Annotated in this window: 18 protein-coding genes; 6 read left to right on the forward strand and 12 right to left on the reverse strand. The window is 70.9% G+C overall.

Annotated elements, in window-relative coordinates; translation table 11 throughout:
- Window positions 1–108: 108 nt before the first annotated feature.
- From OV208_RS14265 to OV208_RS14275, 3 genes are read right to left on the reverse strand one after another with little or no spacing between them, the layout of a single operon-like run.
- On the reverse strand, window positions 109–915 hold the full coding sequence (locus tag OV208_RS14265; RefSeq protein ID WP_267574381.1) for a hypothetical protein: 807 nt from the start codon (window positions 913–915) through the stop codon (window positions 109–111).
- 19 nt (window positions 916–934) lie between these two features.
- Entirely contained in the window at window positions 935–2,122 is a 1,188-nt protein-coding gene (locus OV208_RS14270; RefSeq protein WP_267574382.1) for an ABC transporter substrate-binding protein, read from the reverse strand.
- Between the two features lie 33 nt (window positions 2,123–2,155).
- Window positions 2,156–2,893, reverse strand: coding sequence for a PspA/IM30 family protein (locus OV208_RS14275; protein ID WP_120545316.1), 738 nt, complete (start codon window positions 2,891–2,893; stop codon window positions 2,156–2,158).
- A gap of 279 nt (window positions 2,894–3,172) precedes the next feature.
- Between OV208_RS14275 and OV208_RS14280 the strand changes: the two genes are divergently transcribed.
- Entirely contained in the window at window positions 3,173–4,534 is a 1,362-nt protein-coding gene (locus OV208_RS14280) for a sensor histidine kinase (protein WP_267574383.1), read from the forward strand.
- Between the two features lies 1 nt (window position 4,535).
- Here the strand turns inward: OV208_RS14280 and OV208_RS14285 are convergent, their stop codons facing one another.
- The 5 genes from OV208_RS14285 to OV208_RS14305 form a co-directional block, all read right to left on the reverse strand.
- Window positions 4,536–5,867, reverse strand: coding sequence for a 5'-deoxyadenosine deaminase (locus OV208_RS14285; protein ID WP_267574384.1), 1,332 nt, complete (start codon window positions 5,865–5,867; stop codon window positions 4,536–4,538).
- An 11-nt stretch (window positions 5,868–5,878) separates the two neighbouring features.
- Window positions 5,879–6,283: a cytidine deaminase gene (locus OV208_RS14290; protein ID WP_267574385.1), complete on the reverse strand. Its 405-nt coding sequence runs from the start codon at window positions 6,281–6,283 to the stop codon at window positions 5,879–5,881.
- 51 nt (window positions 6,284–6,334) lie between these two features.
- Window positions 6,335–6,706: a PilZ domain-containing protein gene (locus tag OV208_RS14295; protein ID WP_267574386.1), complete on the reverse strand. Its 372-nt coding sequence runs from the start codon at window positions 6,704–6,706 to the stop codon at window positions 6,335–6,337.
- A gap of 173 nt (window positions 6,707–6,879) precedes the next feature.
- Window positions 6,880–8,040, reverse strand: a complete 1,161-nt coding sequence (gene moeB / locus OV208_RS14300) for a molybdopterin-synthase adenylyltransferase MoeB (protein ID WP_267574387.1) — start codon at window positions 8,038–8,040, stop codon at window positions 6,880–6,882.
- A 33-nt stretch (window positions 8,041–8,073) separates the two neighbouring features.
- Entirely contained in the window at window positions 8,074–9,378 is a 1,305-nt protein-coding gene (locus OV208_RS14305) for a thymidine phosphorylase (RefSeq protein ID WP_267574388.1), read from the reverse strand.
- A gap of 89 nt (window positions 9,379–9,467) precedes the next feature.
- Between OV208_RS14305 and OV208_RS14310 the strand changes: the two genes are divergently transcribed.
- The 5 genes from OV208_RS14310 to OV208_RS14330 all read left to right on the forward strand — a co-directional run bounded on the left by OV208_RS14310 (window position 9,468) and on the right by OV208_RS14330 (window position 15,797).
- On the forward strand, window positions 9,468–10,661 hold the full coding sequence (locus OV208_RS14310) for a BMP family lipoprotein (protein ID WP_267574545.1): 1,194 nt from the start codon (window positions 9,468–9,470) through the stop codon (window positions 10,659–10,661).
- 38 nt (window positions 10,662–10,699) lie between these two features.
- Window positions 10,700–12,247, forward strand: coding sequence for an ABC transporter ATP-binding protein (locus OV208_RS14315; protein WP_267574389.1), 1,548 nt, complete (start codon window positions 10,700–10,702; stop codon window positions 12,245–12,247).
- Entirely contained in the window at window positions 12,240–13,355 is a 1,116-nt protein-coding gene (locus tag OV208_RS14320; protein WP_267574390.1) for an ABC transporter permease, read from the forward strand. The genes OV208_RS14315 and OV208_RS14320 overlap by 8 nt, the downstream gene beginning before the upstream one ends.
- A complete protein-coding gene (locus OV208_RS14325) occupies window positions 13,348–14,277 on the forward strand; it encodes an ABC transporter permease (protein WP_267574391.1) in 930 nt (309 codons plus the stop codon). Before OV208_RS14320 ends, OV208_RS14325 begins: the two co-directional genes overlap by 8 nt.
- Window positions 14,278–14,624: 347 nt before the next feature.
- Window positions 14,625–15,797 (forward strand): sensor histidine kinase, encoded by a 1,173-nt coding sequence (locus tag OV208_RS14330; protein ID WP_267574392.1) that lies wholly within the window; start codon window positions 14,625–14,627, stop codon window positions 15,795–15,797.
- Window positions 15,798–15,851: 54 nt separating this feature from the next.
- Here OV208_RS14330 and OV208_RS14335 read toward each other — a convergent pair whose 3' ends face one another.
- The 4 genes from OV208_RS14335 to deoC form a co-directional block, all read right to left on the reverse strand.
- Window positions 15,852–16,496 (reverse strand): hypothetical protein, encoded by a 645-nt coding sequence (locus OV208_RS14335; protein WP_267574393.1) that lies wholly within the window; start codon window positions 16,494–16,496, stop codon window positions 15,852–15,854.
- Between the two features lie 84 nt (window positions 16,497–16,580).
- The gene (locus OV208_RS14340; RefSeq protein WP_267574394.1) at window positions 16,581–18,308 is read right to left on the reverse strand and encodes a phospho-sugar mutase; all 1,728 of its coding nucleotides are present in this window, start codon (window positions 18,306–18,308) and stop codon (window positions 16,581–16,583) included.
- 77 nt (window positions 18,309–18,385) lie between these two features.
- Entirely contained in the window at window positions 18,386–18,781 is a 396-nt protein-coding gene (locus OV208_RS14345) for a TraR/DksA family transcriptional regulator (RefSeq protein WP_267574395.1), read from the reverse strand.
- 24 nt (window positions 18,782–18,805) lie between these two features.
- Window positions 18,806–19,660, reverse strand: a complete 855-nt coding sequence (deoC, locus tag OV208_RS14350; RefSeq protein ID WP_267574396.1) for a deoxyribose-phosphate aldolase — start codon at window positions 19,658–19,660, stop codon at window positions 18,806–18,808.
- Between the last annotated feature and the right edge of the window lie 79 nt (window positions 19,661–19,739).

Raw genomic sequence — 19,739 nt, forward strand, 5'->3', positions numbered from 1 at the left:
CCAAGGTGCCACGGTGAACAGGTGCCTTCCGCGCCCCCCGGGGCTCAACCTGTCCGACTGTCGGGCAGGTTTTGACAGGGCGGCCCGGCAGGCGGCCCCGTGCCCGGCCTACCGCACGCGGCTGCCACCGTGCGGCAGTGGCCCGCGCGTCTCTTCCGTGAAGTCCAGGAAGCGCTCCATCTGGCGCACCGTTTCGTCGGTGGATTCCGTCTCCGCGCTGAGCACGTCCAACTGCCGGTTGACGCTCTCTGGGTCGCGGATGGAGATGGACTGCTCGTGCGTCAGCCGCATCAGGTCCTCGATGCCGGCCAGTTGGTGGCTCACCACCTCGCGGCTCTCGCCCGCCTGGTCGAAGCGGGCCATGCGCTTGCGTTGAATCTCCAGGCGCTTGCCCTTCACGTCCTTGAGGCGCGGGTTGGGCTCCTCGGCCACCTCCGCCTCCAGCGCCGCCACCTCGCCCACCAGGTTGTCGCGGTCCGCGCCGCTCAGGTACGTGCGGTACTGGTTGAGCGCGGAGATGAGCCGCAGGAACGACGTGAGCAGCGCGTCCAGCTTGGGCTCGCTGTCCGCCACCAGCACGCGGCCGCCGGGCAGCTTGCGGTAGTTGCCCAGGATCTTCTCCTTGAGCCCCACCAGTTGCTGGTAGTGGTCGCGCTGCGACGGCGCCAGGTCCGCGAGCAGCGCGTCCACCGCCGCGCGCGCGGCCTCCGGGTTGTCCGGCGTCTGCGCTCGCACGGCGCGCTGGAAGCGCTTCATGGAGGACAGGAAGCCCAGGTACAGGCCCTCCACGCCCAGGGCCACCAGCATGGGCAGCGGCTCCTGCGTCACCGCGCTGGACATGGCCGCCGTCGTCAGGCCCACCAGATTGGCCGGCAGGAGGAACGCGGCCTTGATGTAGTTCGGTGTCTTCGCCACGTCCGACTCCCCTTCCCGCTCAGGGCCCACGCGCCTCGGAGACGTATTTCAGCGCGCCCAGGTCCCGCGTGTCCTCCGCGGGGGGCGGCGCCGTACCGCGCTTGAGCTTCTGGAAGAGCGCCGCGGCGCTCTGGAACAACTCGTCATAGGTAACTGGCGCCTCGCCGGAAAGGCCGAAGAACGCCCGATTGTCCGCCAGTGTCGCGGGGGGAGCGCTGCGGATGGCCTCCGAGGGGTCTCCCAGGTACGGCGCCACCTCGCCCAGCATCCGTGCCCCGGCCGCCGGGTCCTTGAGCACGCCCTGCCCCGCGTCCAAAAGGCCCCGCAGCACCCGGCGCACCCCATCCGGGTAACGCGCCGCGAAGTCTCCGCGCGCCACCAGCACCGTGGCCAAAAGGTGAGGCGCATCCGCCGTCGTCGCCAGCACCGCTCCACCCCGGTCACGCGCCGCCAGCTCTACGTCGCCCCACAGCCCCACCACCGCGTCCGCCCGGCCCTCCCGGAGGGCCCGGCCCGCGTCCAGCGTGGAGGGCAGGTCCACCCAGCGGACATCGGAGGTGCGCAGCCCCGCGCGCGCCAGCACCCAGAGGGCGAAGTAGTGCGAGGAACCGAACGGATACACGCCCATGCGCTTGCCGCGCAGGCTGGCCAGGTCCGGCACGCCTACCGCCGCCATCGCCTCCTGGCCCCGGCTGCGGCCCACCAGCAGCACCGTGCGCGGCGCCGCGTCCCGGAGCGTGGGCACCCACGACGCGAGCCGGTCCACCGACAGCGCCGCCATGTCCACGCCGCCGTTCTCCGCGCCCACGGACAGGGCCTGCTTCAGCTCCTCTTCGCGTGCGAAGAGCACCGCGCGGGCATCCAGCGCGTACGCCGTCTTGAGCAGGCCCTGGGCCGCGCCCGGAGGGGTGGCGGGGTTGTCCAGCGTGGTGGCGCCCCCGGTGGCCACCAGCAGCGCGGCGGCGGAACCCCGGGCGGTGAAGCCAATGAGCACGGGCCGCAGGGGCACCGACGCCACGTCCGCCACCGGGGCCGCCACTCCGGCGGGAAAGTCGCCGGGGGACAGCCGCACGGCTTCGCGGGTGGACGGAAAGAAGCGCGTCTGCAGGCGATCGAGGTAACCCGCCCGCGAGGCGAAGACGTACCCCGCGCCCAGGACACAGAGCGCGAGGAAGAGAAAGAGGCCGGGTCCGCGGTGCAGCTTCATCCGTGTGCGCCGGCCTCTTTCATGGGGGGAGACCTACTTGATCTCCACCTTCTTGCCGATGGTCTTCTCGGTGCCAGCACCCACGTCCGACACGGGCGCGGGGCTGTCCAGGAGGCCCATCTCCATCTTGAACTGCTTGACCAGCTCGTCGCCCTGGATCTTCTCGGCCTCTTCTTCGATGGCCGCGGCCTGGTGGTCCACCGACTCGAGCGCCATCTGCATGCGCGCCTCGTTGATGGCCGTCTTCTCCTGCACCTTGCGGAGCATCTCGTCGTGCGTGGAGTCCACGCCGGCGACGGTGAAGGACTCCATCGTGTCGGCGACCTTCGCCTGCCACTTGGCGCGCCGCGCGTCCCGGACGGCGTTCATCGCCTCCTGGGTCTTCTTGTCCTTCTCGCGCATGAACGCCTTCTTGACGTTCAGCGCCTTCTCATAGGCCTGCTTGGCGATGTCCAGCTGCGCCTGGTTGCGCGCCAGGGCCTCCTTCTCGCCTTGCAGCTTGGTCGCGTAGGTGCCGGCCAGGTCGTCACGTCCCGCCTGGATGGCGGCCTTGACCTTGGCGGTCAGCTCCCGCACGTCCTGCTGGTACTTCAGGTTCTCCTTCTCGAGCAGCGTCACATTCGCCCGGACCATGGCGATGGACTCATTCATCTTGGGGACCTGATCGTTCAGGTCACGGATGTTCTGCTCAAGAATCAGCTCCGGATCCTCGATGGAGGAGACGAAGAAGCCCGCGAAGCTCCGCATCGCTCTCTTGAATCGTTGCCACATGTCGGCACTCACCTCCACCTGTGCGTAATCCCAACCACCTTACACGAACTCCGACGCCCACAAGCACCCGGCCGGAAGGCTCCTGTCACCCTGACTACGCCCACCCCCACCGGATGATTGCTCCCCGGACGCCCACGCCCGCCAGCCCGGACGGAGTCGGGGCCACCCGCCAGCCCCCTCCCACCGGGTTCTTCCCTTAAGGGGCGACCGGGGGTCGCGAAAGACGCGCGGCCGTGAACTTGCCGCGAGGGGAAGAAGCGGGGAAAACAGACGTGTCGCATGGACACTTCCCTCCCCGTTGCCTTCGAGAATGAGCTTGCGCGGGTGGTGAACGCCCAGCGCCAGCGCGTGCTGGGCGCGGGGGCGGTGGTGCGACTGGTGGGCACGGGGGTGTTCTTCGCCGTGAGCCTGGGCCTGTGGCTGACGGGCGCCCGGGACTGGGCCCACTACCCCCCGCTGCTGCTCTGCTACGGGGGCGTGGTGGCGCTGCTGTTCGCGCTGCGCTTCCGGCCGGTGACCCAGCAGTTGAGCATCGCCCAGTCGGTGGTGGACGTGGCGCTGGTGTTCGGGCTCCAGATCATGGCGCTGCCCGTGTCGCCCTTCCCCGCCGGCGTGGCGGGCTTCAGCCTGGGGCTCTTCGCGCTGGTGGTGGCGCTGAGCGGCCTGGAGCTGATGCCCCGGCTCGTCTACGGCACGGCGGGCCTGGCCGCCCTGGCCCAGGCGGCGCTGATGCACACGGTGGGCGTGGGCCCGGGGGCGATGGCCGTCGCCGTGGTGACGCTGTTCCTGGTCGCGGCGGTGAGCCACTACGGCACCGGGCGGCTGCGCCAGCTGGCCATGGACCTGTCGCGCGCGGAGGTGGCCCGGCAGTTGGAGGCCCGCCGCACCTCCGAGGTGGAGGATGCCCACCGCACCATCGAGCGCATGCTGGCGGAGGCCCACGCGCGCAACGTGCAGTTGGAGACGCTCCAGGCCCACCAGGAGCAGCTGATGCAGTTCCTGGTGCACGACCTGCGCTCGCCCCTGTCCGCCGTGACGCTGTCGCTGTCGTGGATGGAGCAGGAGCTGCCCGTCGGGACGCCGCTGGTGGAGTCGGTGCGCACGGGGCTCGCCGTCACCGCGCGCCTGGACCGGATGATCTCCGACCTGCTGGACGTGCCCCGCCTGGAGCAGGGCCGGCTGGCGCCGCGCAAGCAGCCCTTCCCGGTGGCGCCGCTCCTGGACGAGGTGCGCCGCTCGCTGGATGGCGCGGCCCGGCTGCGGAAGATAAAGCTGGAGCTGGCCTCCACCCCGAACCTCCACCTCGTGGGAGACGCGGGCCTGCTCATCCGCGTGGTGGAGAACCTGGCCACCAACGCGCTCCGCTACGCGCCGTCGGGCGGCCGGGTGCGCCTGGAGGCGGGCGAGGCGGAAGGGTTGCAGTGGCTGGCGGTGCGCAACGACGGCATCGCCATCCCGCCGGAAGCGCGCGAGTCCCTCTTCGACAAGTACACGCAGGGCAGCCCCGAGAAGGAGGGCCGCCGGGGCTACGGCCTGGGGCTGTACTTCTCCCGGCTCGCGGCGGAAGCCCACGGCGGGCGGCTGGCCGTGGAGGACGCGGACGGCTGGTCCACGTCCTTCGTCCTGCGCCTGCCCCGCTAGCTCAGCGAATCTTCGCGCGGGCGAACAGCTTCGTCGCCTGCGTGCGGGCGTTGGCGAGCACCGCCTGGGCGTCCATCGTCGTCAGCTCGCCCTCGCGCAGCACCAGCTTGCCGTCGATGAGCACGTGCGACACGTCCGTGGAGCGCGCCGAGTAGACGAGCGGCCCCGTCACGTCGTCCGGCAGCGGGCAGAAGTGGAAGCCGCGCGTGTCCACCACCGTGAGGTCCGCGCGCTTGCCGACCTCCACCGAGCCCACCTCGTCCTCCAGGCCCAGGGCCTTCGCGCCGTTCAGCGTGGCCATCTCCAGGACGTGCATGGGCGTCATCGCCACCGGGCCCACGCGCGGGTTGTGCAGCACGGAGGCGAGCCGCATCTCGTGGAACAGGTCCAACGTGTTGTTGCAGGGCGCGCCGTCCGCCCCCAGCGCCACGGGGATGCCGTCCGCCAGCAGCTCCGGCACGCGCGCGTAGCCGGACGCGAGCTTCAGGTTGGAGCCCGGGCAATGGCACACCACCGTGCCCGACTCGCGCAGGAGCGCCTGCTCCTTGCCCTCCACCCAGACGCAGTGGGCCAGCGTGACGTTGCTCCCGGTGAGCCCCAGCCCGTGGAAGAAGGCGATGTTGTCCTGGCCGGTGACCTGGCGGACCACGTCCGTCTCCTTGGAGTTCTCACTGGCGTGCGAGTGGATCCGCACGCCCTTCTCGCGCGACAGCCGCCCCACCTCGCGCAGCAGCTCCGGCGTGCAGGACAAGGCGAAGCGCGGCGCGAACGCGTAGCGCAGGCGGTTGTCGTGCGTGCCGTGCCAGCGCTCCAGCAGCGCCAGGCTCTCCGACAGCGAGTCGGCGGTCGTCTCCCGAAGACCCCGGGGCACCTCCGCGCCGGAGTCCATCATCGCCTTGCCACCGACGAGCCGGAAGCCGCTGTCGCGCGCGGATTCGAAGACGGCGTCGTAGTGGTGCACGGTGCCCATGTCGAGCGCCGCCGTGGAGCCGGAGCGGATGAGTTCCGCGAACGTGAGGTCCGCGCTGGCGCGCAGGGACGCCGCGTCGTGCGCCGCCTCCATGGGCCAGATGCGCTCGCGCAGCCAGTCCAGCAGCTCCAGCTTGTCCGCGTGGCCGCGCAACAGCGTCTGGCAGGCGTGCAGGTGGCCGTGGATGAGGCCGGGCATCACCACCTGCCCGGACAGGTCCAGGAGGCGGCGGGGGCCCTTCACCTTCAGGCCTCGGCCCACCTTCGCGATGCGACCGTCCTGGACGAGCACGTCCGCGCGCGGAAGCACCTCCCGCTCGCGGTTCATGGTCACGACGGTGGCATTGGTCAGCAGCAGGTCCACGCGGGGAGCCCTTAGAGGAAAGCGCGGGTGAAGGCGTGTGGCAGCAGTTCGCCGAGCGAATAGCGCGCCTCGCCACCGTTGAGGGTGCGACTGCGCACCGGAATGTCAGGCCCGGCGAACTCGGCCATCACCTGGCGGCACATGCCGCACGGAGGACAGGGCTCCGGGGTGTCCACGACGACGGCCACCGCCAGGGGCTTCTCCTTGCCCTGGGCGACGCCCGCGGCGAACGCGTTGCGCTCGGCGCACACGGTGAGGCCGTAGGTGGCGTTCTCCACGTTGCAGCCGGCCACCACGGAGCCGTCCGCGTACAGCACGGCGGCCCCCACCGGGAAGCGGGAGTACGGCACGTGCGCGCGCTGACGCACCCGCAGGGCCTCCTCGAACAGTCGCTCCCAGGGAATCTCGTCCGCCATGCCGCCCTCCTTCCGGGCCCCGTCACGGGTGCCCGTCCATCCCGGGTGCGTCTAGCGACCGCCGCCCGTCAACTGCTCGTCCAGGTGCCTGGCGATGGCGAGCTCCACCTCCACCGGCAGCTCCAGGAAGCGCACGCGCACCACCGGGCCTTCCGCGCCGGCCTTGGGCGGCAGCACTTCCCCGCTCACCTGCACTTCCTCCAGGGACGGAGGCAGCGCGAAGCGCACCTCCACGGTCTGGCCCGGGTTCAGGGCCTCGCCCACCCACCCCGCCCCGCCCAGGGACAGGTCACCCGCACGGTCCAGGAAGGTTTCCGTGCCGCCCTGCCAGCGGACCTTCAGACGCATGGGGACGCGGGGCGAATCGCGCCGGTCCTCCCCCGCCTTCTTGTCCGCGTCCTGGTTCTCGTTCTGCTCGGACATCGCCGTCGTCTCCCTACCGCTGCACTTGCATGACCCGACCGGGTCACGTTCTACCGCGCCCCCAGCTCCAGGGTGGCGGCATCATACGCGGCCTCGTCTAGACCGTTGTTCCTGAAAATGCATCCCCGTCCCGCCAGGGAGGACGAAGCCCCACGACCCACCGGGCCGGACCGTCAGCCCCCCGTCGAGCAGAAGCGCTCGTAGTCGATGAGCTCCACCTTCGCTCCCGGCGCGCACACCGGGCACTCCGGGTCCCTGCGCAATTTGAGCTCGTGGAAGCGCGTGCCCAGCGCATCGAAGGTGAGCAGCCGCCCGGAAAGCGACTCCCCCACCCCCAGCAGCAGCTTGAGGGCCTCCGTCGCCTGGAGCATCCCGATGAGCCCCGGCAGCACGCCCAGGACGCCCGCCTCCGCGCACGAGGGCGCGAGCTCCGGCGGCGGCGGCACCGGGTAGAGGCAGCGGTAGCAGGGCCCCTTGCCGGGAAGGAACGTGGTGACCTGGCCCTCGAAGCGGAACACGGAGCCGTGGATGTTGGGCTTGCCCGCGAGCACGCACGCGTCGTTGAGCAGGTAGCGCGTGGGGAAGTTGTCCCCGGCATCCAGCACCAGGTCGAAGTCCGCGAGGATGCGCTCCACGTTCGCGGTGGTGAGCCGCTCCTCGAAGGGAACGACCTTCACGTCCGGGTTGAGCGCCTCGATGGCCGCCTTCGCGCTCTGGACCTTGGGCTGGCCCCGGCGCTCCAGGGTGTGCAGCACCTGGCGCTGGAGGTTGCTCAGGTCCACCACGTCCGCGTCCACGATGCCCAGCGTGCCCACGCCCGCGGCGGCCAGGTACAGCGCGGCGGGCGAGCCCAGCCCGCCCGCGCCCAGCAGCAGCACCTTCGACTTCAAGAGCCGCGCCTGCCCTTCCTCACCTACTTCCGGAAGGGTGAGGTGGCGGCGGTAGCGCTCCTTCTGCTCGGAGGAGAGGACCACCGGCTTCTCCACCGGGTAGGCCGCGTCGCTCCAGCGGTTGTAGCCGCCCGCGAGCGACGACACGCGCGTGTAGCCCAGCTCCCGCAGCGTCCGGGCCGCGAGCGCGGACCGAGTGCCGCCCGCGCAGTAGAGGACGACCTCCTCGTCGCGCCCGGCCTGCTCCTCGATGCGCAATTCCAGGTAGCCCCGGGGGATGTGCACCGCGCCCGGGAGCCGGCCGCCCGCGTACTCGTCGCTCTCGCGCACGTCGATGAGCTTCACCGACGCCCCGGAGTCGAGCAGTTGGCGGACGTGCTCGTGGGAGACCTCGCGGATCTCCTTCTTCACCTCCGACAGCAGGTCTCGGAACGAGGGAGCCATGGTGGATGGGTAGCCTTGTCGCGCGGGGCGCGCCTACTCCAGCCGCTCCAGCACCAGCGGACGGGCCGCGGGCGCCCGGTCGCCAAACTGGTAGGCCGCGAGCAGCCGCGCCTTCACCCCGTCCAGGGGGCCGGCGTCGTTGTAGTGCACCTGCACCACGGGCTCGCCCTGCTTCACCGCGTCGCCGACCTTCTTGAGCAGCGTGAAGCCCACCGCCGGGTCGATCTTGCTGTCCACGCGCTGCCGCCCCGCGCCCAGCGCCACCGCCGCCAGTCCCACGCCTTCGGTGTGGATGCCGGTGACGAAGCCGTCCCTGGGCGCGACCACGTCCGTGGTGGCCTTCGCCGTGGGCAGCAGCGAGTAGTCGTCGATGGAGCGCGGGTCACCGCCCTGCGACTGGACGATCTCCTTGAGCTTCTTGAGCGCGCTGCCGTCCTCCACGGAGCGGCGCAGCTTCTCGCGCGCCTCCTCCACGTTGGCGGCCTTCTTGCCCAGCACGAGCATCTCCGCCGTCAGGGCGTAGGTGATCTCCGTGTAGTCGTCGGGCGCTTCGCCACGGAGCATGTCCACCGCCTCGCGGACCTCAAGGGCGTTGCCCACCTGGCGGCCCAGGGGTTGATCCATGTCCGTGAGCAGGGCCACGACCTTGCGGTTCATCTCCGCGCCCAGGCCAATCATGGTCCGGGCGAGCACGCGCGCGTCGTCCGCCGTCTTCATGAAGGCGCCGCTGCCCACCTTCACGTCGAGCACCAGCGCGTCGATGCCCTCCGCCAGCTTCTTGCTCATGATGGACGAGGCGATGAGCGGGATGCAGTCCACCGTCGCCGTCACATCGCGCAGCGCGTAGAGCTTCTTGTCCGCGGGCGCCACCTGGGCCGTCTGGCCAATGAGGCAGCACCCCACCTCGCGCACCAGCCGGCGGTAGTCCGCGGTGGACAGGTCCACGCGGAAGCCAGGGATGGACTCCAGCTTGTCCAGGGTGCCGCCGGTGTGGCCCAGGCCGCGTCCGGAGATCATCGGGACGGTGACGCCGCAGGCCGCCGCCAGGGGCGCGAGGCTCAGGGACACCTTGTCGCCCACGCCGCCCGTGGAGTGCTTGTCCACCTTGATGGCGGGCGTGTCGGAGAGGTCCAGGACCTCGCCAGAATGGAGCATGGCGCGGGCCCAGGCCCCCAGTTCGCGCGAGTCCAGGCCCTTGAAGAAGATGGCCATGCACATGGCGGCCATCTGGTAGTCGGCCACGGTGCCCGCAGTGTACGCCTGGATGAACGCCTGGATGTCCGACGGGTCCAGCCTGCCGCCGTCGCGCTTGGCCTTGATGAGCTCGTAGGGTTGCACGGGTCAGGGCCATAGCAGGAAGTCCCCTCCCCATGCACTTCCCAGGAAAGGGAAAGGCCGGGCTTCATCTGGTAGATAGCCAGCCCATGATGCTCCGCCGACTCCACGTGCTCGCCCTGGCCGCGCTCCTTTGCGCCTGTTCCAAGAAGACGGAAGAAGCCCCCAAGGCCTCTTCCCCGTCCGCCACCGCCACGAAGCCGCCCGAGGCAAAGCCCACCGTCGTGGGCCTGGTCATCGACGTGGGTGGGCGCGGCGACCACTCCTTCAACGACGCGTCCCTGCGCGGCCTGGAGCTGTGGGCGGCCGGCAAGAAGTACGAGAGCGGCAAGTACGTGGACGCCCCCGCTGGCGAGGTGCGTCAGTCCATCTCCTCCGACCTGGCCGCACTCGCACCCGAAGTGAAGCCGCTGCCCATCCAGCCGCTGGTGCTCCAGAGCAAGGCGCAGGAGGACTACGCCCCCAACCTCCAGTTGCTGGTGGAGCAGGGCGCGAAGCTGACCATCGGCAACGGGTACCTGCTGGCCAACGCGGTGCGTGACGTGGCCTCGGAGAATCCGGACGCGAAGTTCCTGCTCATCGACAGCCAGCTCATGGACGCGCAGGGCAAGGCGAAGTCGCTGCCCAACGTGCGCACGGTGCTGTTCAAGGAGCAGGAGGGCAGCTTCCTCGTGGGCGCGCTGGCGGGGCTCGTCACGAAGACGAACAAGGTGGGCTTCGTGGGCGGCATCGAGGTGCCCCTCATCAAGCGCTTCGACGTGGGCTACCGCGCGGGCGTGCGCACCACGAACGCGAAGGCGGCGGACGCGCTGATGGCCGTGTACACGGGCAGCTTCAACAGCGTGTCGGCGGGCAAGGAAGTGGCGCAGGACCTCATCGCCAAGGGTGCGGACGTCATCTTCCACGCAGCGGGCACGGACGGCCTGGGCGTCATCCAGGCGGTGAAGGAGGCGCGAGCCGCGGGCAAGACGGTGTTCGCCATCGGCGTGGACTCCGACCAGTCGCACCTGGCGCCGGACGCCATCCTCACGTCGATGGTGAAGCACAGCGACCTGGCGGTGTACCAGGCGGCGAAGGACCTGGTGGACGGCAAGCTGACGGCCGGGGAGCAGGTGCTGGGCCTGAAGGAGAACGGCGTGGGCATGGCCGACGTGCGCGTGGACTTCCCGGGCAAGGCGGAGGCGCTCCAGAAGGTGGAGGCGCTGCGCCAGCAGATCCTCGCCGGGAAGCTCACGGTGCCGGGCACGGCCTCGGAGCTGTCCTCGTTCCAGGTCGCCGCGCCCTGATCTCCCTCCAGCACATCGCCAAGCGCTTCGGGTCGTGCGTGTCCCTGGAGGACGCGTCCCTGGACATCGTCCCGGGAGAGCTGCTCGCGGTGGTGGGCGAGAACGGCGCGGGCAAGTCCAGCCTGATGAACGTGCTGTACGGGCTGTACCACCCGGACGCGGGCACGTTCCTGATGGACGGCAAGCCCGTGCGGCTCAAGAGCCCGCGCGACGCCATCGCACGGGGCATCGGCATGGTGCACCAGCACTTCATGCTCGTGCCCACGCTGACGGTGGCGGAGAACGTGGTGCTGGGCCGCGAGCCCACCCGACGCGGCCTGTTGGACCTGGACCGGGCCTGTGACGAGGTGGCGGCCACGGCGAAGCGCTTCGGCTTCCAGTTGGATCCCCGGGCGCGCGTGGACACGCTCACGGTGGGGTCTCAGCAGAAGGTCGAAATCGTCAAGGCGCTACACCGGGGCGCGCAGGTGCTCATCCTGGACGAGCCCACGGCGGTGCTCACGCCCCAGGAGTCGGACGAACTGGCGCAGGTGATGCGCGGGCTCGTCCAGCAGGGGCGCACGGTGGTGTTGATCAGCCACAAGCTCAAGGAAGTGCTGGGCGTGGCGGACCGCGTGGCGGTGATGCGCCGGGGCCGCACGGTGGCTGAAGTGCGCGCCTCCGAGACGACCGTCTCCGCGCTGGCGTCGCTGATGGTGGGCGAGGGTTCGCGCGGCGCGGCGCTGACCGGCGTGCCCGTGACGGCGGGTCCGTCCGGGGCGGATACCGTGGCGACGGGCGCGGTCACGGCCGCAACCCGGAACGATGAGGGCACTGCCCCATCCGGCCCCGTCGTCCTCGACGCGAAGGACCTGCGGGCGAAGGGCGACAATGGGCGTCCCGCGCTCCAGGGTGTGAGCCTCACCGTGCACGCGGGCGAAATCGTCGGCATCGCCGGGGTGGACGGCAACGGGCAGCGCGAACTGGCCGAGGTCTTCACCGGCCTGCGCGCCCTCGATGGCGGAGAAGGCACGCTGCTGGGCGGTCCTCTCGCGGACCTCACCCCCGCGCGGGCCAAGGAGCGCGGCGTGGGCCATGTGCCCGAGGACCGGCTGGCGCGCGCCGTGGTGAAGGCGATGAGCGTGGAGGAGAACGTGGCGCTGGGCCGGCACCGCCAGCCGCCCTTCGCACGCGGGCCCTGGGTGGACTTCAAGGGACGCCGCGAGCGCACGAACCAGTTGTTGACCACCTACGACGTGCGCCCGCCCGACCCGACGATGGCGCTCCAGGCGATGTCCGGCGGCAACCAACAGAAGGTCGTGGTGGCGCGCGAACTGGACGCGGATCCGAAGCTGCTCGTCGTGGTGCAGCCCACGCGCGGGCTGGACATCGGCGCGGTGGCCCAGGTGCACGCGCGGCTGCGCGAGGCGAAGGCCCGAGGCGCCGGAGTGGTGATGGTGTCGCTGGACCTGGAGGAGGTGCTGGCGCTGTCGGACCGCGTCTACGTCCTCTACGAAGGGCGCGTGACGGGGCACTTCCCGCGCAAGGATTTGGACGAGCGAGAGCTGGGCCGCCGCATGCTGGGCGCGGAGTCCGACCATGGGTGAGCGGACGCGGCAGGTGCTGCCGTCGGTGCTCTCCGTGCTGTTGGCGCTCGCGGTGTGCTGGCTCACCATCGCCCTCACGCGCGACGCGGACACCGCCACGCGCGCCTACCTCCAGATGCTCTGGGGCGGCATCGGCAACTGGCCCGCGTACCTGGAGGGCGGCAACGCCAATTCGGTGCTGCGCCCCCTGGGCGAGTCCGCGATGAAGGCCGCGCTGCTCACCCTCACCGGCCTGTCCGTGGCGGTGGCCTTCAAGGTGGGCCTGTTCAACATCGGCGCGCAGGGTCAGATGATCTGGGGCGCCCTGGCCGCGGCCCTCGTCGGCGCGCACGTGTCGCTGCCCACCGTCCTGCACGTGCCCCTGGCCCTGCTCGCGGCGGCGGCGGCGGGCGCGGTCTGGTCGAGCATCGCCGGCCTGCTCAAGCTCAAGCGCGGCGTGCACGAGGTCATCTCCACCATCATGCTCAACTGGGTGGCGGTGAGCCTCGTGGACAACTGGCTCGTCATTGGACCGCTGCGCGCCGTGGCCCAGGGGCACCAGTCGTCCATCACCGGCACCGCCGAAATCCTCTCCACCGCGCAGCTGCCCCGGCTCCTGGGCGACAGCTCCCGCCTCAACCTGGGCTTCCCGCTGGCGCTGGTGGCCGCGCTGGCCGTCTGGGTGTGGTTGACGCGCACGCGCTCCGGCTATGAGACCCGCGCCGTGGGCCTCACCCCTGAAGCGGCGCGCGCGGCGGGCATCCCCACCCTGTGGCGGGCGGGCGGGGCCATGGCGCTCGCGGGCGCGCTGGCGGGGCTCGCGGGCGCGGTGCTGGTGCTGGGCACGGAAGGGCGCTACCCGGGCACGCTGGGCGCGCCGTACGGCTTCGACGGCATCGCCATCGCGCTCATCGGCAACAACCATCCTTTGGGCGCGGCGGTGTCCGCGGCCGTCTTCGGCATCCTGCGCGCGGGCGGCACGCGCATGCAGCTGCTGGGCGTGCACAAGAGCTTCCCGGAGCTCATCCAGGGCTTCGCGCTGCTCTTCGTCGCCGGCCGGATGGTGTGGCTTGCGCTCTTGAACCGGCGTCGCGCGCGGCAGGCCGCGGTGGAGGTGCCCCGTGCTTGAGGTGCTCCACTCGCTGCTCTTCTCCACCCTGGACGCGGCCCCCGCGCTGGTGTTCGCCGCGCTGGGCGCGATGCTGTCCGAGCGCGCCGGCGTGGTGAGCGTGGGCGTGGAAGGCATGATGCGCACGGGCGCCTTCTGCGCGGCCGTGGCGGCGCTCGCGATGCCCACGCCGCTTGCCGTGCTGGTGGGCATGGTCGCGGGCGCGGGCCTCGCGGCGGTGCACGGCTTCCTGAGCATCCGCTGGCGTTCGGATCAGGTCGTCTCCGGCATGGCCCTCAACCTGGTGGCCATGGCGGGAGGCACCTTCCTGCTGGAGTCCCTCTTCGGCCCCAACGGCACGCCCGCCATCACCCAGCTGTCGCGCTGGAACGTCCCCGCCCTCGCCAACGTGCCGCTGCTGGGCGCGCTGGTCGGCCACGCGGCGCCCACGTACCTGGCGCTCACCCTGCCCTTCGCCTTCCACCTCCTGCTGTCGCGCACGCCCCTGGGCCTGCGGCTTCGCGCCGTGGGCGACAAGCCGCACGCCGTGGCCACGCTGGGGCTGTCCGTGTCCGGCCTGCGGTGGGCCGCCGTGCTGGGCGGCGGGCTGATGGCGGGGCTGGGCGGCGCGGTGCTGTCCACCGCCGTGTTGGACCGCTTCGAACAGCACACCCCCGCCGGCCTGGGCTTCATGGCCCTGGCCGCCATGGTGTTCGGCCGGTGGACCCCCCTGGGTGCCTTCGCCGCCGCGTTCTTCTTCGCCTTCGGCAACGCGCTGCGCATCGGCCTGGCGTCGAGCGCTCCCTGGCTCCTCGAACTGGTGCCGCAGGGCTTCCTCCTCGCCCTGCCCTACCTGTTGACCCTCCTCGTCCTGGGCCTCCAGGGCCAGCGTGGCCACGCCCCCGCCGCCCTGGGCACCCCCTACGAGCAGGAATCCCGGTAGGCCATTTTGAGAGGGGACCGGGTATATTCACACCCGGGTCGAACCCTACTTTTGGTCAGGCGCGACTCAGCAAATCTGAAGCGGGAACCTGCCCTGTTGCGTCAGGTAGTCCTCGTGGGATCCGCCAACCCCCCGCCGTTATTGGACCGCGATTCCGGAGAATTACAGGGTGAGCTGATCTGCAGCCTGTTGGACGTCCGGCACGCCGCTGGCAAGAGAGTACGCGCATGTCGGATTGCGGATGGATCATCGAGCAGGCGCAGCGGGTGGCCCTGTCCGGGGTCATGAAGCATTCCTCCAGTCTCGGGATGGTGTCCGGGGCCGGCTTCCAGGTCGGGGTGGCGTGAATGGAGACGACGGCTGTGGGCTCGACGTCACCTTACCGGCCGCGGGTGCTCGCGGTGGACATGGACGCGGGCGACGCGGAGCGGGTGCGCTCCATCCTGACGCCCGCGGGTTACGACGTGATGCGCGCCCGGGGGACGACGGCCGCGCTGGAAGCGGTGTCCCGCCAGTCCGCGGACCTGGTGCTGCTGGACGTGGGGCAGGCCCGCACGGTGGGCCTGGCCGCGTTCCGGCGCTTCCGCCAGGAGATGACTCACCCGCAGCTCCCCATTCTCATGCTCACCCCTTCCGCGGACCGCCAGACGCGACGTGAGGTGATGGAGGCAGGTGTGGACGACTTGTTGACGACCGAGCCGTTGGATCCGATGGAGCTGAAGGTCCGCGTCCACACCCTGCTGGAGCTCAAGGCGCACCGCGAACAGGGGGGCATCCAGGAAGTGCTCCAGGACCCGCGCACGCGCTGGGTGCGGATGGAGAAGCTGGCCCGCGTGGGCACGCTCGCCGCGGATGTGGCGACGCAGATGGGCCAGCTGGGCGTGGGCCTGCACCGGGCGCTGGCGCATGTGCGCGCCCGCGCCGCGGAAGGGCTGCCGCCGGACCCGGAGGAGCTGCTCAAGCTGGGCGTCGCCGGTGAGCAGATGCGCCTGCACGGCCAGCACCTGCTGTCGCTGGGGCCCTCCAACCCCAAGGACACCCAGCGCTTCGACCTGCGCGAGCTGGTGCCGGAGGTGGTGTCCCACCTGCGCGCCGACGGGCGCCTGGGCCGCGCGGACGTGCGCGTGATCCTCCCGGAGGACCCCATCGCCGTCGTCTTCAACCGCCGTCAGCTGGAGCAGGTGGTGACGGAGCTGGTGTGCAACGCGGTGGACGCGGTGGAGGACGTGCAGGACCGTCCGCGCATCGTGCACGTGGGCTTGGAGATGCCGGACATGTTCGGGGACTTCGGGCCCCAGCTGTTCGTCAAGGACACCGGCATCGGCATCTTCGAGGACGAGCTGCAGGCCATCTTCTCGCCGTACTACACGACCAAGGCCCCGGAGAAGAGCGTGGGCCTGGGCCTCACGGTGGCGCGCACCCTGGTGGAGTGCATGGGCGGCAAGCTGTCCGTGAAGAGCCGCGTCAACCTGGGCAGCACCTTCACGGTGGAGCTGCCCGAGCAGACGTCGTCCTGGTAGCGCACAGCCCGGACGGGGAAGCAGCACCTCCCCGTCCGAGCCCGCGAGCCGGAACTAGAAGCGGTAGGCCACGCCCGCCAGCGCTTCCATGGTGAAGGCGCTGTCGTCGAAGCGGGGGAAGATGGACGGCCCCATCCGCAGGTTGAAGTTCACGTTGAACTGGCTGTTGACGAAGTACTCCAGGCCGCCTCCGAAGAGGATGGGGATGACCGGCCCGATGCCTTCGCCGATGTAGACGTTGAACGGGATGTCGATGCCGGCGTTGAGCGTCAGCGCGCTGCCGACGGGAATCCCCACCACGAACCCCACGGGAAACACCATGCCGAAGGCCGTGTTGTTGCGCGGGAAGTAGACGAACGTGCCCGGCTGGAAGGTGAGCGCGAAGGACACGTTGGACGTCTTGGCCAGCATGATGCGCAGCCACAGCTGGAGCTTGAGGCCCTCGTCCGTCGCGTCCACCAGGCCCTCACGGCCCCAGTTGAAGGAGAACTTGCCGCCAATGTCGACCCTGTCCGAGCCGCCATGCAGCAGGCCCAGCGTCAGGCCCGGGTAGCCAATCTGCCCGGTGAACACGTTGCGGCCCTGCCCCACCGTGTCCGCGGCCAGCACGGACCAGCCCTGCCCGCCGCGCTGCGCCAGCGCGGGAGCGGGGACGGCCAGGAGCACGGCGAGGAGGAAACCAGGAATGAAGCGCTTCACGCGTTTCCTTTCTGCGAAGGGCCGCCACGCAGCACGCACGGCCCGGAGTTGAAGGGTGATTCAGGACTCAGGGTTTCAAACAGCTCAGGCGGGCTGGCCACGCTCGCGGGCCAGGACGAGGAACGCATCGATGAGGGCGGACAGCTTCGCTTCCGCGCGCTCGCGGGCCTGGGGGAGCGGCTCGCCGGGGGCGGGCGTCTCCTTGTGCTCGAAGTAGTATTTGATCTTCGGCTCGGTGCCGGACGGACGCAGGGTGACACGGCCCCCGCCCTCCAGTGCGAAGGCGACGACGTTGGACGGGGGCAGGCCGCCCTCGCCCTTCTGGTAGTCGCGCACGGCGCTCACGCGGGTGCCGCCGATGCGCTCCGGCGGTGAGGCGCGGAAGGCCTGCATGATGGCGCGGATGGTCTGCGCCCCGGCGGCCCCGGGCAACGTGACGTTGCGCTGGGCGCCCACATGCAGCCCGAAGGTGCGCTGGATCTCTTCCAGGTAACCCAGCAGGTTGGTACCCCGGGACTCGCACCAGGCGGCCATGTCCGCGACCACCAGCGCCGCGCCCACGCCGTCCTTGTCGCGCGTCGCGGTGCCCACGGTGTAGCCGAGCGCCTCCTCGTAGCCGAAGACGAACTGCGTGCCCTCCTGCTTCGAGCGCTCCAGCGCGCGGTTGGCGATCCACTTGAAGCCGGTGAGGACCTCGTCATACGCGGCGCCCAGCCCGCGCGCGATTTCACCCAGCTGCGTGGACGACACGATGGTGGTGACGACGTGCGCACGCCCGTGCTTCGTCCCCTGCGTGAGCACGTAGTGGCCCAGGAGCACGCCCACCTCGTTGCCGGTGAGCAGGCGCAGCTTCCCGGAGGCATCGCGCGCCATCACCGCCAGCCGGTCCGCGTCAGGGTCGTTGGCGAGCACCACGTCCGCCTTCACGCGCTCGGCGGTGGCGACCGACAGGTCCATGGCGCCCGGCTCCTCCGGGTTGGGGAAGCGCACGGTGGGAAAGCGCCCGTCGGGCTGCTGCTGTTCAGCGACCGGCGTCACGCGCGGGAAGCCCGCCTCCTTCAGCGCGAGCACCGCCCACGGGCCGCCCACGCCGTGCATGGCGGTGTAGACCAGGGACAGCGTGTCGCTGCCCTTCCCGTACAGGCGCAGGTCCAGGATGGCGCGCAGGTACGCGTTGCCCACGTCCTCCGAAAGGTCGCGCCACAGGCCCTTCGCGCGGCCTTCGGCGGGGGTGAGGAGCGGCACCTGGTTGGCGGGCTCCACCTTCGCGATGGCGTCCGCGATGCCCACGTCCTGCGGGGGGACGATCTGGGCGCCGTTGCCCCAGTAGACCTTGTAGCCGTTGTATTCGGGCGGGTTGTGGCTGGCGGTCACCATCACCGCGGCGGCGGCGTTCAGGTGCAGCACGGCGAACGCGGTGACGGGCGTGGGCACCGGCTCCGGGAAGACGTGCGCGGGGATTCCCTCCGCGACGAACACCGCGGCGGCGTCCTCCGCCAGCTCCTTGCTCAACCGCCGGGCGTCCCGGCCCACCACCACGCCGCGCGTGGTGACGTCTGGCACGGTGGCCTTGAGGTAGCGCGCGAACCCCGCCGTGGTGCGCCGCACGACGGCGCGGTTCATCCGGTTGGGCCCGGCGCCCAGCACGCCGCGCAGGCCCGCGGTGCCGAACTCCAGGTCCTGCGCGAAGCGGTCCGCCAGGTCCGCCCAGTCCGACGTCGCGAGCACCTGGGCCAGCTCCGCCTGGGTCTCCGGATCCGGATCCGCCTTGCGCCACGCCTCCGCCCGCTCCCTGAGTCCGGTGGTGTCCATCGCGCGTCGCCTCGTGTCGTTTTAGGAGGAAAGGGGCGCGCACCGCCGGGACGGCCGTGCGCGCGGGGGTTGTCGCTTCAGCCGTCGTAATCGGTGAGGTGCTTGCGGCGCACGGGGCCCTTGGGCCCGTCCTTGTTGCCCTGGCACGTGACGCAGAACTCCGCGTAGGGCATGGCCTTGAGGCGGCCCAGGGGGATGTCGTCGCCACACTCCTCGCACTCGCCAAAGGAGTCCGGCTCCTCGCGCAGCTTGCCCAGGGCCTTCACCACGCGCGCCAGCGTGCCGTCGGTGTTGCGGTTCCGGCTGGAGGCGATGGCCTGCATCATCTCGTTGAGGGGCTGCTCGTCCTCATCACCGCCCACGCGCGCCTCGTCGGTGCGGTTGGGTTCGATGCGCAGGGGCGTCTTCCCGGTCAGCTCCGCATGGAGCGCGAGCAACTGCTGGAGGAAGTCCTCTTGCTGCTTCGGGGTCACGATGGGCTCTCGGGCGCTGGAAGGTCAGTACTGCGCGGTGGAAATCTGACCGCTGACGATGGCCACGGACGCGGAAGCGCCCAGCCGGTTGGCGCCCGCGCGAATCAGCTTCACCGCGTCCTCCGCCGACCGCACGCCCCCGGAGGCCTTCACCCCCACCTCGTCGCCCACCACCGCGCGCATCAGTTCGATGTCCTTCACCGTGGCGCCGCCGGGCCCGAAGCCGGTGGAGGTCTTCACGAACGCGGCGCCGGCCGCCTTGGACAGCGCGCAGGCGACGACCTTCTCCTCGTCGGTGAGGTGGCCCGTCTCCAGGATGACCTTCACGGGAATCGGGTGGCTCGCGTCCACCACCGCGGCGATGTCCTGGTGCACGCGCTGGTAGTCGTGGGCCTTGAGCGCGCCCAGGTTGAGCACCATGTCGATTTCGCGCGCCCCGGCGCGGATGGCCTCGCGCGCCTCGTAGGCCTTCGCCTGGGGCAGCATGGCGCCCAGCGGGAAGCCCACCACCGCGATGGGCACGGCGGACGCACCGGCCAGCACCCGGGCGGCGGTGGCCACGTGGCAGCTGTTCACGCACACCGTGGCGAAGCCGTACTGGCGGGCCTCCTCGGCCACGCGCACCACGTCCTCGGCGCGGGCCTCCGGCTTGAGCAGCGTGTGGTCGATGTACGGCGCCAGGTCCTGGGCCTTCAGGATGGACGCGGGGTCTACGCGCGCGGTGGCGGTCTTCACCAGCGGGGGGCGCGGGGGCTCCGGGTTCAGCACGGCCGCGGGGGGCACCGCTTCCTGAGAAACCTTCCGGGCGTGCAGGCGATGACGGGCCTGGTCGACCAGCTCTTCCAGGAGGGTGAGGAAAGCTTCGGCGTCGGACGACATTCGGGCCCCTTAACCCAGTTCCAGGGCGGCGGGGAAGCGCTCGCGGGGGGCAGCGACGTCCATCCGACGCAGGGAGTGC

The organism is Corallococcus sp. bb12-1 (assembly GCF_026626765.1).
GTDB lineage: Bacteria > Myxococcota > Myxococcia > Myxococcales > Myxococcaceae > Corallococcus > Corallococcus terminator.